The organism is Variovorax nivicola (assembly GCF_051216475.1).
GTDB lineage: Bacteria > Pseudomonadota > Gammaproteobacteria > Burkholderiales > Burkholderiaceae_C > Variovorax.
On the sequence record NZ_JBPJZK010000009.1, the window covers coordinates 102,506 to 116,756 of the forward strand.

Annotated in this window: 15 protein-coding genes; 5 read left to right on the plus strand and 10 right to left on the minus strand. The window is 68.3% G+C overall.

What is annotated here, in order from left to right:
* Positions 1 to 21 precede the first annotated feature (21 nt).
* Both ACSFBF_RS28835 and ACSFBF_RS28840 read right to left on the minus strand, forming a co-directional pair.
* Complete coding sequence (locus ACSFBF_RS28835; RefSeq protein WP_435472981.1) at positions 22 to 612, minus strand: YbhB/YbcL family Raf kinase inhibitor-like protein; 591 nt, start codon at positions 610 to 612, stop codon at positions 22 to 24.
* Positions 613 to 643: 31 nt separating this feature from the next.
* Positions 644 to 982 carry a Rieske (2Fe-2S) protein gene (locus tag ACSFBF_RS28840; protein ID WP_435472983.1) on the minus strand — a complete coding sequence of 113 codons (339 nt, stop codon included), beginning with the start codon at positions 980 to 982 and terminating at the stop codon, positions 644 to 646.
* Between the two features lie 54 nt (positions 983 to 1,036).
* On the opposite strand from ACSFBF_RS28840, the gene ACSFBF_RS28845 reads away from it, so the two are divergent.
* Positions 1,037 to 1,552 (plus strand): ureidoglycolate lyase, encoded by a 516-nt coding sequence (locus ACSFBF_RS28845; protein ID WP_435472985.1) that lies wholly within the window; start codon positions 1,037 to 1,039, stop codon positions 1,550 to 1,552.
* Between the two features lie 10 nt (positions 1,553 to 1,562).
* Here ACSFBF_RS28845 and ACSFBF_RS28850 read toward each other — a convergent pair whose 3' ends face one another.
* The 8 genes from ACSFBF_RS28850 to ACSFBF_RS28885 all read right to left on the minus strand — a co-directional run bounded on the left by ACSFBF_RS28850 (position 1,563) and on the right by ACSFBF_RS28885 (position 10,534).
* Positions 1,563 to 2,741, minus strand: coding sequence for an amidase (locus ACSFBF_RS28850; protein ID WP_435472987.1), 1,179 nt, complete (start codon positions 2,739 to 2,741; stop codon positions 1,563 to 1,565).
* Between the two features lie 30 nt (positions 2,742 to 2,771).
* Positions 2,772 to 3,782, minus strand: coding sequence for an ABC transporter ATP-binding protein (locus ACSFBF_RS28855; protein ID WP_435472989.1), 1,011 nt, complete (start codon positions 3,780 to 3,782; stop codon positions 2,772 to 2,774).
* Positions 3,779 to 4,819 (minus strand): ABC transporter ATP-binding protein, encoded by a 1,041-nt coding sequence (locus ACSFBF_RS28860; RefSeq protein ID WP_435472991.1) that lies wholly within the window; start codon positions 4,817 to 4,819, stop codon positions 3,779 to 3,781. Before ACSFBF_RS28860 ends, ACSFBF_RS28855 begins: the two co-directional genes overlap by 4 nt.
* Positions 4,820 to 5,125: 306 nt before the next feature.
* Positions 5,126 to 6,028 (minus strand): ABC transporter permease, encoded by a 903-nt coding sequence (locus ACSFBF_RS28865; protein ID WP_435472993.1) that lies wholly within the window; start codon positions 6,026 to 6,028, stop codon positions 5,126 to 5,128.
* A 6-nt stretch (positions 6,029 to 6,034) separates the two neighbouring features.
* Entirely contained in the window at positions 6,035 to 6,988 is a 954-nt protein-coding gene (locus tag ACSFBF_RS28870) for an ABC transporter permease (RefSeq protein ID WP_435472995.1), read from the minus strand.
* A 31-nt stretch (positions 6,989 to 7,019) separates the two neighbouring features.
* The gene (locus ACSFBF_RS28875) at positions 7,020 to 8,681 is read right to left on the minus strand and encodes an ABC transporter substrate-binding protein (protein WP_435472997.1); all 1,662 of its coding nucleotides are present in this window, start codon (positions 8,679 to 8,681) and stop codon (positions 7,020 to 7,022) included.
* Positions 8,682 to 8,770: 89 nt separating this feature from the next.
* Positions 8,771 to 9,550 carry a 2-amino-5-chloromuconate deaminase CnbZ gene (gene cnbZ / locus ACSFBF_RS28880; protein WP_435472999.1) on the minus strand — a complete coding sequence of 260 codons (780 nt, stop codon included), beginning with the start codon at positions 9,548 to 9,550 and terminating at the stop codon, positions 8,771 to 8,773.
* A 39-nt stretch (positions 9,551 to 9,589) separates the two neighbouring features.
* Entirely contained in the window at positions 9,590 to 10,534 is a 945-nt protein-coding gene (locus ACSFBF_RS28885; protein WP_435473001.1) for a LysR family transcriptional regulator, read from the minus strand.
* Positions 10,535 to 10,740: 206 nt separating this feature from the next.
* Between ACSFBF_RS28885 and ACSFBF_RS28890 the strand changes: the two genes are divergently transcribed.
* Genes ACSFBF_RS28890 through ACSFBF_RS28905 form a run of 4 tightly spaced genes read left to right on the plus strand, consistent with a single transcriptional unit; the run spans position 10,741 to position 14,107 of the window.
* Entirely contained in the window at positions 10,741 to 11,469 is a 729-nt protein-coding gene (locus tag ACSFBF_RS28890; protein ID WP_435473003.1) for a peptidoglycan-binding protein, read from the plus strand.
* Positions 11,470 to 11,514: 45 nt separating this feature from the next.
* Positions 11,515 to 12,546, plus strand: a complete 1,032-nt coding sequence (gene pyrC, locus ACSFBF_RS28895; RefSeq protein WP_435473005.1) for a dihydroorotase — start codon at positions 11,515 to 11,517, stop codon at positions 12,544 to 12,546.
* Positions 12,543 to 13,361, plus strand: coding sequence for an NYN domain-containing protein (locus tag ACSFBF_RS28900; protein ID WP_435473007.1), 819 nt, complete (start codon positions 12,543 to 12,545; stop codon positions 13,359 to 13,361). Before pyrC ends, ACSFBF_RS28900 begins: the two co-directional genes overlap by 4 nt.
* Complete coding sequence (locus tag ACSFBF_RS28905; RefSeq protein ID WP_435473009.1) at positions 13,358 to 14,107, plus strand: DUF3025 domain-containing protein; 750 nt, start codon at positions 13,358 to 13,360, stop codon at positions 14,105 to 14,107. Before ACSFBF_RS28900 ends, ACSFBF_RS28905 begins: the two co-directional genes overlap by 4 nt.
* Positions 14,108 to 14,251 lie beyond the last annotated feature (144 nt).

A 14,251-nucleotide genomic window follows, 5' to 3' on the forward strand; every position in this document is an offset into this window, starting at 1 on the left:
TTACCCGTGCACCCGCTGCATTCAGCGGCTGTAGAGGCCCACCACGCTCTGCCCGCCCAGCGCATGGCCCTTGAGCGCGGCCAGCAGCGCATCGCGCGCAAGGCCTGCCGGCAGGCTGCCCGGCGCGAAGTCGGTGGCGACCACGGTCAGCACGTAGTGGTGCGGCCGGTCGCCCACTGGCGGGCACATGCCGCGGTAGGCGGGGGCACCGGCCACGTTCGGGCCCATGGTGAAGTTGAAGTTCGAGCCCGCCTGACCTTCGCCGGCTTTGAGCTCGCCACGCTCGGCCGCGATGTTGTAGGCCACCCAGTGCGACACGCCCAGGCCGGCCGCGCCGTCGGGATCGAACACCAGCACGGCGACCGACTTGGTCTTGGCCGGCAGGTTGCTCCACGCCACGGGCAGCGAGACATTCTTGCCGCCGCAGTCGCCCGCGCCGGCATAGTCGGCCGGAATGACGCCGTTGTCGCCGAAGGCGCTGGACGTGACCTTCATGCCCGTGAAGGACTTGCCCATGCCGGACGACATGCCCGTGCAGCCCGCCATGAGGCCGGCAAAGGCGAGGGCCGTGACCGACAGGGTGAGGGGGTGAAGCCTGTTGTTGCTGCGCATATCTTTTTCTCCTGGAGGGTTGTCTTCGTCTTCATTCGGCCTGGCCGAGCCATACGCTGCCGTCCGCCTTCTCATGCACTGCCAGCGGCGTAAGCCGAGCGCCGCGGCAGGGGCCGCCGACGCATTTGCCGGTGTCGGGCTCGAAGATGGCGCCGTGCCGCGCGCACATCAGAAAGCGGCCTGAACTTTCCAGCACCTGGCCTTCGAAATCAAGCGGGCCGCCCGCATGAGGGCATTGGTTGAGATAGCCGTGCACGCCGCCCTGCCAGCGTACGGCAAAGGCCTGGGCGCCGCCCGGTGCCGTGAAGATGGCAGCGAGGCCGCCATCGGCAAGCGCCGGGGCGATCAACTGGGGCTCTGTCGTGCTCATGGCGAACAGTATCCCTCGCGAGGCGGAAGGCATGCTTTCTGCTGCAATCGCGGCATGACCGATTTTTCTCCCGCCAGCGCCGCATTGCTCGTTGCGCAGCCGCTGACCTCCCAGGCCTTTGCCCCATATGGCACCGTGATCGAGGCGCCCACCGGCGAGGGCCGGCCCATCAACGGCGGCAATGCGCAGCGCTTCGACCTGCTCGATGACCTACAGCTCGACGCCGAAGGCGGCCGGCCGATGCTCGCGCTGTTCCGCGCGCAGGCGCGGCGTTTCCCGCACGAGGTGTCGGAGATGGAGCGCCACGCGCTGGGCAGCCAGACCTTCGTGCCGCTGGGCGACAGGCGCTTCGTGATCGTGGTCGCCCGCGCGGGAGACGCGCCCACTTCGGCGCAGCAGCTCGCGGCCTTCGTCACCGACGGGCGCCAGGGCGTGGTGCTCGCGCCCGGCACCTGGCATCACGCGCTGCTGGCGGTGGATGCGGGCGACTTCGTGGTGATCGAACGCGCGGGGAGCGGTGTCGATTGCGATGTCTGCCTTCTTCGGCAGGGTGGCAGCGTGCAGCTCTGAAGCCCCGGCCTCAGCCCGCGATGCGCTGCGCCAGCGCAACCAGCGAACGGTCCGACCCCGCCGGCCCGAGCAGCGAGATGCCCAGCGGTGCACCGTCGCGCGTGGCCAGCGGCATCGACAGCTGCGGAAAGCCCGCCAGGCCCGCAATGCACAGCATGCGGATCGCGCGATTGCGGTAGTCCTCCAGCGCGGCTTCGCTGTCGCTGCGCAGCGGGGCGATGTCGGGCATGGACGGCATCAGCAGCACGCCGTCGGTGCCGAGCAGTGCAGACAGGTGCTCACGGAACGCGGTGCGGAAGGTGCGGCCCGCCGCAACCTGCGCATCGGTCACTTCCCGCGACCACGCAAAGCGTTCGGCCACGCCCGGGCCAAGCGGCGGCGCGTAGCGTTCGATCAGCGGGCCATCGGTGAGCCAGGCTTCGCGCGACTGCAGGTAGCGGAAGTTCCAGTACATCGTGTCGAAGGATTCCAGCGCCACCGTGGTGCCCTTGGCGGCACCGAGCAGGCCCTGCACGCGGTCGGCCGCGCCCTTCAGCGCCTCGATTGCGGCGGGCACGGCCAGTGCCCAGACATCGTCGGGCCGCAGCAGCCGCACGCGTTCGGGCAGGGCTGCCGCATCGGCGCCCAGCAGCACGTCGGCCACGCGCGCGAAGGTGCCGATGTCGCGCGCGAACCAGCCGCAGGTGTCGAAGCTGGGTGCGAGGTCGAGCGCGCCTTCGAGGCTCACGCGGCCGTGGGTGGGGCGCAGGCCGTACAGGCCGCAGTGGTTGGCTGGCGCGCGCACCGAGCCACCAGTGTCGGTGCCCAGCGCGAAGTCGCACAGGTTCGACGACACGGCCGAGGCCGAGCCCGACGACGAGCCGCCGGTGATGCGCGTGGGCGCGCCGCCGTTGATTGGCGCGCCGAAGTGCGCGTTGTTGCCGTTCATCGAGAACGCGAGTTCGTCGGTCACGGTCTTGCCGGCAAAGCGCGCGCCGGCATCGAGCAGCTTCTGCACGGTGGGTGCGGTGCGGGTCTTGATGCCTGACATCGCCAGCACGATGGGATTGCCGCCGCCCGTGGGGTAGCCGGCCACATCGAACAGGTCTTTTGCTGCAAAGCTCAGGTCGGCCAGCGGACCGGTCGCGGCGCGCGGCACCGGCGCATCGGGGTACGGAACGAAGGCGTGGGCGGGGTCGTGCAGTGGCATGGCGATGAAAGGTGTTGAAGAGGTTGTCTGTCAGGCGACGAGCACCGGCGCAATGGCGGCGGCCGCATCGGTGTGGATGCAGCGCACGCGGTGGTTCGGCGCAAGCTCGACCACCGGTGGTTGCGCGGCGCGGCAGGCGTCGCTTGCGAGCGCGCAGCGTTCGGCGAAGGCGCAGCCGGGCGGCAGCGCGGACAGGTCGGGCGGTGCGCCACCGATGGTTTCGAGCCGCGTGCCGCGCGCCAGCGCACCGTGCGCGCGGCTCTTGAGCAGCGCAATCGTGTACGGATGGCGCGGCGAGCGGATCAGCTCGCGCGCAGTGCCTTCCTCGACGATGCGGCCCGCATACATCACGGCGATGCGGTCGGCCACCTCGACGGCGGCGCCGATGTCGTGCGTGACGAAGATCACCGACAGCCCCAGGTCGCGCTGCAGCTCGCGCAGCAGCAGCAGGATCTGTATCTGCACCGTGGCGTCGAGCGCGGTGGTGGGCTCGTCGGCCAGCAGCAGCTGGGGCTTGCAGGCGAGCGCGAGCGCAATCATGGCGCGCTGGCGCATGCCGCCCGACATCTCGTGCGGATAGGCCTGCAGGCGCCGCTCGGGGCTCGGAATGCGCACGCGCTCGAACAGCGCCAGCGCGCGTTGTTGAGCCTCGGCCTGTGTGACGGATTCGTGCCGGCGGATCGACTCGACGATCTGCGCGCCCACCGAATACACAGGGTCGAGCGCCAGCAGCGGCTCCTGGAAAATCATCGACGCGACCTTGCCGCGGAAGTCGGCCAGTTCGCGCTGCGACATCGCGAGCACGTCGCGGCCTGCCACCTGCACCATGCCGCCCATGCGGGTGCGGCGCTCGGGGTGCAGGCGCAGCAGGGTGCGCATGGTCACGCTCTTGCCCGAGCCCGATTCGCCGATCAGCGCGACGACCTCGCCGCGCTGCACTTCGAGGCTCACGCCGCTGACGGCGTGCACCGGCTTGCGTCCACCGCTGAAGGTAACGCTGAGGTCGCGCAGGCGGACCATCGGTTCGTTGTTGTCGCTCATGCTGCTTGCCCCGCGGTTTCGATGGCCATCGGATGCCCGCTGCCCACCTCGTGGATCAGGCAGCTCACCGCGTGCTGCGAGCCGGTGACGATGCGCTCGGGCACGACCTTGCTGCACACCGGCGCGGCGAGCGCGCAGCGCGGATGAAAGCGGCAGCCCGAGGGCGGGTTGATGGGGTTCGGCGGATCGCCAGCGAGCGCGGCTTCTTCGGTGCGGTGGTCAGGGTCCATCGACGGCATGGAGGACAGCAGCGCACGCGTGTAGGGGTGCGCGGGCGCCTCGTACAGCGCATCGGCCGGGCCGATCTCGGCCACCTGGCCGAGGTACATCACCATGACGCGGTCGCTCACGTAGCGCACCACGTTGAGGTCGTGGCTGATGAACACGTAGGTCAGCCCGAACTCGGTCTTCAGGTCGAGCAGCAGGTTGATGACCTGTGCTTCCACCGACTTGTCGAGCGCGGAGACGGCTTCGTCGAGGATCACCATGCGCGGCTGCAGCGCCAGTGCCCGCGCGATGTTCACGCGCTGCCGCTGGCCACCCGAGAGTTCATGCGGGTAGCGTTCGGCAAAGCGTTGCGGCGACAGTCCCACGCGCGCGAGCAGGTCGCGCGCCCGTTCCACCGATTCGCGTCGCGGCACGCCATGCACCTGCGGTCCGAAGGCGATCGAATCTTCGATGGTGAGGCGCGGATTCAGCGAGGCGTAGCTGTCCTGGAACACCATCTGCACTTGGCGACGGAATTCTTTCAGCGGCAGGTCGCGGCTGCCGACTTCGCGGCCGTCGAACACGACTTCGCCGCGTGTGGGTTCGATGAGCTGCATCAGCAGGCGGGCGGTGGTCGACTTGCCGCAGCCCGATTCGCCGACCACGCCGAGCGTTTCGCCCTTGAGCACTTCGAAGTCCACGCCGTCGACTGCGCGCACAACGCCGCCGCCGCGGCCCAGGGGGTCTTTCTTCAGGGGGAAGTGCTTGACCAGGCCCTTGATCGTCAGGAGCGGTTGGGCTGGGCCGCCGATGTCTTTGGGTGCGTCCATTTTGTTAGCTCCTGGTCACTGCATTCGGGGTGCGTGCGAATGACACCGGGTGCTCCCCTCCGCGAATGTCCCCCGCCTTCGGCTCCTCCTTTATTTCGCTGCGGGGAGCACCCGGTGCCATTCGCACATGAGCGCAGCTGTTGTGCTGGCCGATCAACCGCTGCGCTGGACGATCACGTCGATGGGGTGCCTTGCGCAGCGAAATAAAGGAGGAGGCCGCAGGCCGGGGGACATTCGCGGAGCAAGGTACCCCATCGACGTGAGCGCACCCCGAATCGCAGCGATTCAAAAAGCGGAATGCCATGCTCACCCCTTGTTGTCCATGGCGGACCGAAGCCCGTCAGACAAGATGTTGAAAGAGATCGAAGTGATGAAGATCATCGCGCCCGGCAGCGCCGCGACCCAGGGCTGCACATAGATGGCGGTGCGCAGCGTGTTGAGCATCAGCCCCCACTCGGGCTCCGGTGGCTTCACGCCGAGACCGAGGAACGACAGGCCCGAAGCCAGGATCATCGACACCGCGATCAGGCTGGTGGCGTACACGAAGATCGGCCCGAGCACATTGCCCAGCACATGCACCCGCACGATGGTGAAGGGGCTGGCGCCGGAAGCGCGCGCCGCTTCCACGTAGTCGCGGGTGCGCACCTGCGTGGTCACGCTCTCGGCCACGCGCGCGATCTGCGGAATGAACACGATGGTCAGCGAGATCAGCGAATTGACCACCCCCGCACCCAGCGTGCCCGACAGCGCGATGGCCAGCAGCACCGACGGGAAGGCGTAGAACACGTCGATGGTGCGCATGATCAGCGTGTTGGTCAGCCCGCCCGCGTAGCCCGCGACGATGCCGATGATCGTGCCCAGCACGAAGGCGCACAGCACCGGCGTGATGCCGATGAACAGCGACAGCCGGGCGCCGACGATGAGGCGCGAGAGCATGTCGCGGCCCAGCTCGTCGCTGCCGAAGGGCAGGCCCTCGGTGCCGATGGGCTTCAGGCGCTTGAGCATCGACGACTGGTATGGGTCCGATGGTGCGAGCCAGGGGCCGAAGATTGCGAGCGCGATCAGCAGCAGCACGACGATGGCCGCGCCAACGGCGACCGGGTCGCGGCGGAAGCGCAGCCAGACCGAGGCCCAGTAGCCGCGCGAGCGCTGGGCCGGCAGCGGCTCGACGGCCGCGGCAACGGAGGAGGGGGTGAGCACGGAGGACATGGTCTTTCAGGCCCGGGCAATGCGTGGATCGAGCAGGGTCTGCAGCACATCGACGAGCAGATTGAGCACGACGAAGAACAGCGCAAGCACAAGGATCGTTCCCTGCAGCAGCGGCAGGTCGCGCTGGAAGATGGCCGAGTTCAGCAGGAAGCCGGTGCCCGGCCACGAGAACACGGTTTCGATGAGGATCGAGCCGCCGAGCAGATAGCCCAGCTGCAGGCCCATCACCGCCAGTGCCGTGGGCGCCGCGTTCTTCACCATGTGGCGGAACACGCCGAGGTGCGTGAGCCCCTTGGCGCGCAGGCCGACGATGAATTCCTGGTCGAGGATGTCGGCCACCAGCGCACGCACCGTGCGCGCGATGATGCCCATGGGAATCACCGACATCGTGAGCGCCGGCAGCAGCAGGAACTGCAGGTGCTCCCAATTCCAGGCCCAGTCGTCCGAGCCGCTGGGGCCTGCGCCGGTGGCCGGCAGCCACATGAGCTGCGACGAGAACACGATGACCATCACCATGCCCAGCCAGTAGTGCGGCACGCTCACACCCAGCACCGAGAACATCGAGGCCAGGCGGTCGACCCACGAGTTGCGGAAGTAGCCCGCCACGAAGCCGAACAGGCAGCCCAGCACGAAGCCGATGAAGGTGGCCACCACCGCGAGCCGCAGCGTGTTGCCCACGGCGGTGAACACCTCGCCGGCCACCGCGCGGTTGCTGGCGATGGACACGCCCAGGTCGCCGTGCATCGCGCGCCACAGCCACATCACGAACTGCTCGGGCAGCGAACGGTTGAAGCCGTAGAGCTCGCGCAGCTGCGCCTGCAGGTCGGCTGAAGCATCGGGCGGCAATATCGACACCAGCGGATCGCCCGGTGCGATGTGCACGAGCAGGAAGCACACGAGGGCCACGCCGATCATGATCGGCACGGCGTAGATCACGCGGCGCAGGAGGTAGGCGAACATTGGCTGGCTCGTGGCTGGCTGAAAAGAACGCTCAGTCCATCGTCATCGTGGCGATGTCGATGAACCAGCTCTTGGGCTGCACCACGTTCTTGACCTTGGCCGACATGGCGCGCGGGCCCACGTCGTGCGCAATCCACACGAAGGGCGCGTCGTCCACGATGTGCGTGTGCAGCTTTGCGAGTGCGGCGTCGCGCGCCTTGTCGTCGAAGCTGGTGCGCGCATCGGCCACCAGCTTGTCGACTTCGGGGTTGCCGTAGTAGCCCCAGTTGTTCGACACCGGCGGGAAGGCCTTGGTGCTCACGAAGCGCACCATCGCGAAGAACGGGTCCATGGCCGCGAAGCTGATGTTGACCGCATTGGCGCCGTTGGCCGACGGGTCTTTTACGCCCTTGCGCCAGTTGGTGAAGAGCGTGTTCCATTCGATCACGTCGAACTGCACGTCGAAGTAGCACTGCTTGAGCGACTGCTGCGCGAACTCGTTCATCGGCAGCGGCTGCATCTGGCCCGAACCCGAGGCAGAGATCTGCACCTTCACCTTGATCGGCTTGGCGGCCGAGTAGCCGGCCTGGGTCATCAGCGCCTGCGCGGCCTTCACGTCGTATTTGATGTCGAAGGTGGGCTTGCCGAACCACGGGTGGCCCGGGGGCACCGTGCCCTTGGGCTCGGCCATCATGCCGCCCAGCAGCTGCTTCATGCCGCCGCGGTCGATGCACAGGTTGGCCGCCTGGCGCACGCGCTTGTCGAGCCAGGGCGAGCCTTCGGCGAACGAGAGCTGCCATGGCCACACGTGCGGTTGCGCGTTCGAATAGATCTTGAAGCCGCGCTGCGTGATCTGCGCCATCGCGTCGGGCGCGGGCGCCTCGATCCAGTCGACCTGGCCGCCCAGCAGCGCAGCGGTGCGCGCATTGGCCTCGGGCATCGGCAGCATCACGACCTTGTCGATCTTCGGCACGCGCTTGGCGTCCCAGTAGCCCTTGTTGGCGGCCAGCTCAAGGCGCTCGCGCGCCACGAAGCGGGTGACCTTGAACGGGCCCGAGCCGGCGGGGTCGGCGGCGAAGGCAGTCCAGGCGGCCTTGGCCTTGTCTGCGGGCGTGGCGCCGGCGGCGGCATCGAACTTCTTCTGCCATTGCGCGGGCGAGGCCATGAACAGGTTCGTGAGGTTGATCGGCAGGAAGGCGTCGGGCTCGCTGGTGGTGAGCTCGACCGTCGTGTCGTCGATCTTGCGCGCCGACTTGAGCGTGGGCATGCGCGAGGCCGTCACGCCGACCTGGCTGGGGTCGAACTGCGCGGCTTCCTTGTCGAGCACCTTCTGCACGTTCCACACCACGGCGTCGGCGGTGAAGGCCGAGCCGTCATGGAACTTGACGCCGGGGCGCAGCTTGAAGACCCACTTGGTCTTGTCCTTGGCGTCCACTGCCCACGAGGTGGCGAGGCCGGGAATCAGCACGCTCGGTGCGTCGGCCTTCGACAGGTCCCACTGCGTGAGCGAGTCGTAGATCGGAATGCCGGTGAAGCGGTTGCCCTCGAAGCCCTGGTCGGGCTGGCCCAGCGTGCGCGGAATGTCGGCTGCCGTCATGGCGATGCGCAGCGTCTTTTCCTGGGCCATCGCATGGGGCGCGGCCAGGGCCAGGATGGCGAGCGCCGCGCATGCGGCCAGGGGTTTCAGGAACAGGGCAGGGGCAGCACGCTTCACATGGAACTCCGTTGAGTTGGAATGGCGGAAAGGACGAAAAAAACTCTCAAGCACGACATGTGCCAACAGGCGGTCAGCCCCTGCCCGGCCTAGGGCCATGACAGCGCGATCTCGCGCCTTGCGCAGCGCAGGTCCATCTCGAATTCCATGTCCACGATCGGCGGCCGCGCGAGGTGCCAGGTCAGGCCGGTGGTGAGTGCGCCGCGCTGCACGATCTCGTCGAACACCAGCGCGCCGATGTCATGCACCGTATAGGCCTGCACGGCCGCTGCATCGCGCCAGCTGAAGCCCAGCACGGCGAGGCGGCGCTCCATTTCCGTCATCACGTAGCCGAGCTTGGCGCGCAGGCCGTCGGGGCTGGTGTCGCCCAGGCGGACCATCACGTCGCGGTAGCTGGCATGGCCGTCGGGCGCTTCGCCGCCGCCGGAGACCACGAAGCTCGGCGGCCCGGCATCGTCGTCGGCCGGCACGGTGTACGAGAAGGCCTGGAAGGCCGGCGTGGCCGGTGCACCGATGCGCGGGCACACGTTGGTGCGCGCCACCGGGTTGTGGTCGCCGCGCAGCAGATGCCAGCGCTCGAGCGTGCCAGCGTAGATGCGGTTGAAGTCGTGAAAGCCGCGCTCGGAGAACGGCGCGGGCGAGCGCAGTTCGCAGGCGCACAGCGCGGTGAGCGGCCGGCCGATGGCGCCCAGATGCGCCGCGATGGCATCGAAGCCATCAGCCAGCGGCACGGCCTGCTGGAAGCGCACCCGCTCGATGGCGAAGCCGGGCAGCGCCGCCACGCCGGCGGAATACTGGAACACGCCCTTCGCGTAGCGGTAGCCGCCTTCGGGGAACGCAGTGGTTTCGTCGGTGCTTGTGGTCGTCATGCCGCCCAATGTAGGGAGCGGCGAGGCCGGCGGGAAGGCTCATTTCTGCACGCGCGTGTTGCCGGAATCAGAACGCGGCACTGCATTGGAGCCGTAGCGCCCCATGCTGGTGGCCAGCATTTCGAGCAGCGCGCGCGACGCCGGCGACTGGCGCTGCCCCGGCATCGTGAGCAGGCTGGTCGCGGTGGCGGCAAAGTCGCGCTCCTGCAGCGGCACGGCGCACAGGTCGCCGTTCGACACCTCGTGCAGCGCCGCATAGCGCGGCAGGAAGGTGATGAGGTCGCTGTTGCGCACCACGCCCTTGGCCATGTCGAGCGTGCTGGTCTCGATCACCAGGTCGAGCGACACCTGCGTCTTCGACGCGATGCGGTCGACCAGGTGGCGAATCTGGAACGAGCGGTCGGGCAGCGCCACGCGATGGCCCTCGAGTTCGCGGAACGACACGCTGCGCCGCCGCGCCAGCGCATGCGTGGGTGCGACGATGGCGCACAGCGGCTGCTCCAGCCGCGCATGTTCGCGGAAGGCGTGGCGTTCGGGCAGGTTGAAGGCCAGCGCGATGTCGATGCGGCCTTCCTGCAGCGCCTCGAGCACCGCGCGCGAGCCCACCACCGAGGCCTGCAGCTTCACCTGCGGATGCCGCTTCTGGAAGCGCGCCAGGTTGTTCGCAAGGAAGTGGCTGACCATGCCCTCGATGCTGCCGACGCGCACCGTGCCGGCGGGCTGGCCGATCAGTTCCTGCAGCGCGCCGCGCAGCGCCTCGCTGCTCTGCTGGGCCTGGTCGGCATGTGCCAGCACCAGCTCTCCGGCCGGCGTGAGGGTGGTGCGGTTGGCGCGGCGGTCGAGCAGGGCGGTCTGCAGTTCGCCTTCGAGCTTGGCGATCTGGCGGCTGATGGCGCTCGGCGCCACGCCCAGTTGCTCCGCGGCGCGGCGCAGCGAACCGGCCTTGGCGGTCTCGCGAAAGTAAAGCATTGCCGTGGACAGCATGGCGGTTTCCTGTTTTTTGTTCTCGGGAGGCCTGGGCCGGCCGAACCTTCGGCCGAATGGCACAGCACGTCAAGCAACGGGCGTGCCCCGGGGCATGCGGGGTCGCCGTCCCGGATATGCCGTCCGACCGATGGACGCGGCGGTGCCCGCTTTTGACAATGCAACCGATTGCACCGAAAGTCTGTGGGGCGAAGGGAACAGAACCGATGACAACACTGACGCAGGGTGCGCGTGGCGCCGACGTTCGCAGATTGCAGGAGGCATTGAACCGGAAGCTCCAGCCGAGCCCCGGGCTCGCGCTCGACGGCGACTACGGCCCGATCACCCGGATGGCGGTGCGCCGCCTGCAGATCGCGAACTGGCTCGCCGAAGACGGCGAGGCCGGCCCCTGCACGCAGAACCTGGTGTTCGGCAACGAGTGCCACGCGCCGATCCTGCATCCCGTCGCGCTGATTCCACAGCCCACGCCCGCCCAGTGCTGGGCCGCCTGCACCGCCATGATCACGCGCTCCAACGTGCAGGCGGTGGTGGCGCGCACGCCCACCGAGCTGATCGGCGACGACGGCGGCCTGCGCACCTTCGCGAATGCCGACGACGCCATGACGGCCGATGCGCTCTTTGCGTCCGCACACGGCCTGACGGTGCGCCCGCCGGCGCCCTGGTCGGTAGGCCAGTTGCGGGCCGCACTGCAGCACGGGCCGCTGATGTTCGATCTGCCATGGGGTGCGAGGGGGTATGCCGCCGGTGTCGGCTGTCCGGGCCACATGGTGCTCGTCGTGGGCATTCGCGGCGACGACGATCCTGGCGGGCGCGGCACCACGCTGCGAATCTTCGACCCCTGGCCGCCGGGCAAGGGGGCGCGCAGTTCGGTCAACCATGTCAAGTGGAGCCAGCAGGTGCCCCGGAGCGCCTGTCGCGTGTTCTTGCATCCGTAGCCCGGCGGGAGGGCGCCAGGGGGGCGATGCGACAATCCCAGCGCCATGACAGACACCCTCACGATCACCCGCCCCGACGACTGGCACCTGCACGTGCGCGATGGCGCCGCCCTCGAAGCCGTCGTTCCCCACAGCGCGCGCCAGTTCGGCCGCGCGCTGATCATGCCCAACCTGCGCCCCCCAGTGACCACCGCCGCACAGGCCGTGGCCTACCGCGACCGCATCCGCGCCGCCGTGCCCGAAGGCACGGCCTTCGAGCCCGTGATGTCGCTCTACCTGACGGACAAGCTGCCGCCCGAAGAAATCGCCCTTGCCGCCGAAGCCGGCGTGCGCGCGCTCAAGCTCTACCCGGCCGGCGCCACCACCAACAGCGATGCCGGCGTGACCGACATCCGCAAGACCTACAAGACGCTCGAAGCCATGCAGAAGCACGGCCTGCTGCTGCTGGTGCACGGCGAAGTGACCGACCCGGCCATCGACCTGTTCGACCGCGAAGCCGTGTTCGTCGACCGCGTGATGATTCCGCTGCGCCGCGACTTCCCCGAGCTGAAGGTGGTGTTCGAGCACCTGACCACGAAGGAAGGCGCCCACTACGTGCGCGACGCCGACCGCTTCACGGCAGCCACCATCACCGCGCACCACCTGCTGTACAACCGCAACGCCATCTTCACCGGCGGCATCCGCCCGCATTACTACTGCCTGCCCGTGCTCAAGCGCGAGACGCACCGCGTGGCGCTGGTCGAAGCAGCCACCAGCGGCAGCGACCACTTCTTCCTGGGCACCGACAGCGCGCCGCACCCGGCGCACCTGAAGGAACATGCGCTGGGTTGTGCCGGCTGCTACACCGCGCTCACGGCCATCGAGCTGTACGCCGAGGCCTTCGACAGCGTGAACGCGCTCGACAAGCTCGAAGGCTTCGCAAGCTTCCACGGCCCTGATTTCTACGAACTGCCGCGCCACACGGACACCATCACGCTCAAGCGCGAAAGCTGGACCGTGCCCGAGACCGTGCCCTACGGCGATGCCACGCTCAAGCCTTTGCGCGGCGGTGAGACGATCAACTGGAAGCTCTCATGACACCGACGCTGCGCGTGATGCTGCTGATCGACGCCGACAACGTTTCGGCCGATGTGATCGAACAGGCCGTGCAGCGCACGATGGACGAATACGGCGCCATTCACGTGCGCCGTGCGTACTGCAACGCCGAGATGGCGGTGAACCGGCAGGCGATGTTCAAGCGGCTGTCGGTGCGGCCGATGGTGAACCTGTCGGCCGGCAAGAACAGCACCGATATCGCGCTCTCGGTCGATGCGATCGACCTCGCCATCAACGAGCGGCCTGATGTGGTCGTGCTGGTGTCTTCCGACTCCGACTTCGCACCCCTCGTGATCCGCCTGCGCGAAAAGGGCTGCCGCGTCTGCGGTATCGGCCAGCAGGGCAAGACGGGCGAAGAGACGGTTGGCGTGTACGACGCCTTCATGGATCTCGCGCACCACGCAAGCACGAAGCCTGCGGTGCGCACTGCGCCGGCGAAGAAGTCGGCTGCGGCCAAGTCGGCGCCCGCGAAGACCGCGCGGGCCAAGGCAGTGCCTGCTGCCAAGAAGGCCGCGGCCAAGACACCGGCGCGCAAGACGGCGAAGGCTGCCAAGGCCGCGCCGCCACCGCCGCAGCAACAGCAAACCTCGGAAGCGGCCGAATTCATCCTGCAGGCCGCGCCGGCCTTGCGCAGCGGCAACGAGGTGCCGCTCAACGACGTGGCAAAGGCCCTGCGTACCGCCGGCCTGCTTGGCAAGCACGGCAGTTCGCTCAAGCTCTTCGACAAGCTCACGGCGGAGTTCGCGGTGATGCAGCACCCTGACCGCATCCGCTGGACGGGCGCGCCCGCGCTTTGATCCTGCCGGCGGTTGATTGGGCGCAGCCCTGGCTTGCGCCTTATCGCAAGCACGGTGAAGCGGTGGCAGGGTCCGCGCATGGCTGCGTGGCAACGGCCCTCCAGAGCGTCAAGCCCGCGCAGGCGCCCGATTTCGTACAGCAGGACGCGCTGCCTGCATGCCAAGCCTACGAGGCCCACATCTTCCAGACCCGCACGGTCCCCACGCGCGACAACCTGCACGATCTTTTCAACGGACTCGTGTGGCTCACCTTTCCGCAGACCAAGCGCCGCCTCAACGAACTGCAAGCGGCCGAGATCGCGCGCAGCGGCGTCGCCGCCGTGCGTGGGCCGCTGCGCGATGCGCTCACGCTGTTTGACGAGAACGGTGCGGTGCTCGATGCGCCTCCCGCGCTCTGGCAGGCGCTGATCGCGCGCGACTGGCACACGCTGTTCGTCACGCAACGTGGGCTGTGGAGCGAAGCCCGCCTGCTGCTGTTCGGCCATGCACTGCTCGAAAAGCTGGTCACGCCGCGCAAACCGATCACCGCGCACGTACTGCTGACGCACGACGCGACCGGGCTGGCGGCGTTCGATGACGAGCGCATGGCACAGGCGCTCGACGCGCGGCAGCTCGAATGCAAGCCCTTCGTGCCGTTGCCGGTGCTCGGCGTGCCCGGCTGGTGCGGCGACAACGAGGCGGCGGCGTTCTATGCCGATCCGCAGGTTTTCAGGCCCTTGCCGGGCCGGGGATTACCGGGGGCATAGAACTTTTGCTCCTATCATGGCTCTACCGGCTGCCGCCGACCGGAGCGCCCAGAACGCACTACAACACCCAGGGCCTCCATGCCATGCACGGCTTGAAGAGAGCCCCGGGGTCCTCATCTAGGTGGCAGATTTCCCCACGGAGAA

Bases quoted from the DNA above. Each gene is read 5' to 3' on its own strand.
- ACSFBF_RS28835 (WP_435472981.1), bottom strand. From the start codon at position 612: ATGCGCAGCAACAACAGGCTTCACCCCCTCACCCTGTCGGTCACGGCC.
- ACSFBF_RS28840 (WP_435472983.1), bottom strand. From the start codon at position 982: ATGAGCACGACAGAGCCCCAGTTGATCGCCCCGGCGCTTGCCGATGGC.
- ACSFBF_RS28845 (WP_435472985.1), top strand. From the start codon at position 1,037: ATGACCGATTTTTCTCCCGCCAGCGCCGCATTGCTCGTTGCGCAGCCG.
- ACSFBF_RS28850 (WP_435472987.1), bottom strand. From the start codon at position 2,741: ATGCCACTGCACGACCCCGCCCACGCCTTCGTTCCGTACCCCGATGCG.
- ACSFBF_RS28855 (WP_435472989.1), bottom strand. From the start codon at position 3,782: ATGAGCGACAACAACGAACCGATGGTCCGCCTGCGCGACCTCAGCGTT.
- ACSFBF_RS28860 (WP_435472991.1), bottom strand. From the start codon at position 4,819: ATGGACGCACCCAAAGACATCGGCGGCCCAGCCCAACCGCTCCTGACG.
- ACSFBF_RS28865 (WP_435472993.1), bottom strand. From the start codon at position 6,028: ATGTCCTCCGTGCTCACCCCCTCCTCCGTTGCCGCGGCCGTCGAGCCG.
- ACSFBF_RS28870 (WP_435472995.1), bottom strand. From the start codon at position 6,988: ATGTTCGCCTACCTCCTGCGCCGCGTGATCTACGCCGTGCCGATCATG.
- cnbZ (WP_435472999.1), bottom strand. From the start codon at position 9,550: ATGACGACCACAAGCACCGACGAAACCACTGCGTTCCCCGAAGGCGGC.
- ACSFBF_RS28885 (WP_435473001.1), bottom strand. From the start codon at position 10,534: ATGCTGTCCACGGCAATGCTTTACTTTCGCGAGACCGCCAAGGCCGGT.
- ACSFBF_RS28890 (WP_435473003.1), top strand. From the start codon at position 10,741: ATGACAACACTGACGCAGGGTGCGCGTGGCGCCGACGTTCGCAGATTG.
- pyrC (WP_435473005.1), top strand. From the start codon at position 11,515: ATGACAGACACCCTCACGATCACCCGCCCCGACGACTGGCACCTGCAC.
- ACSFBF_RS28900 (WP_435473007.1), top strand. From the start codon at position 12,543: ATGACACCGACGCTGCGCGTGATGCTGCTGATCGACGCCGACAACGTT.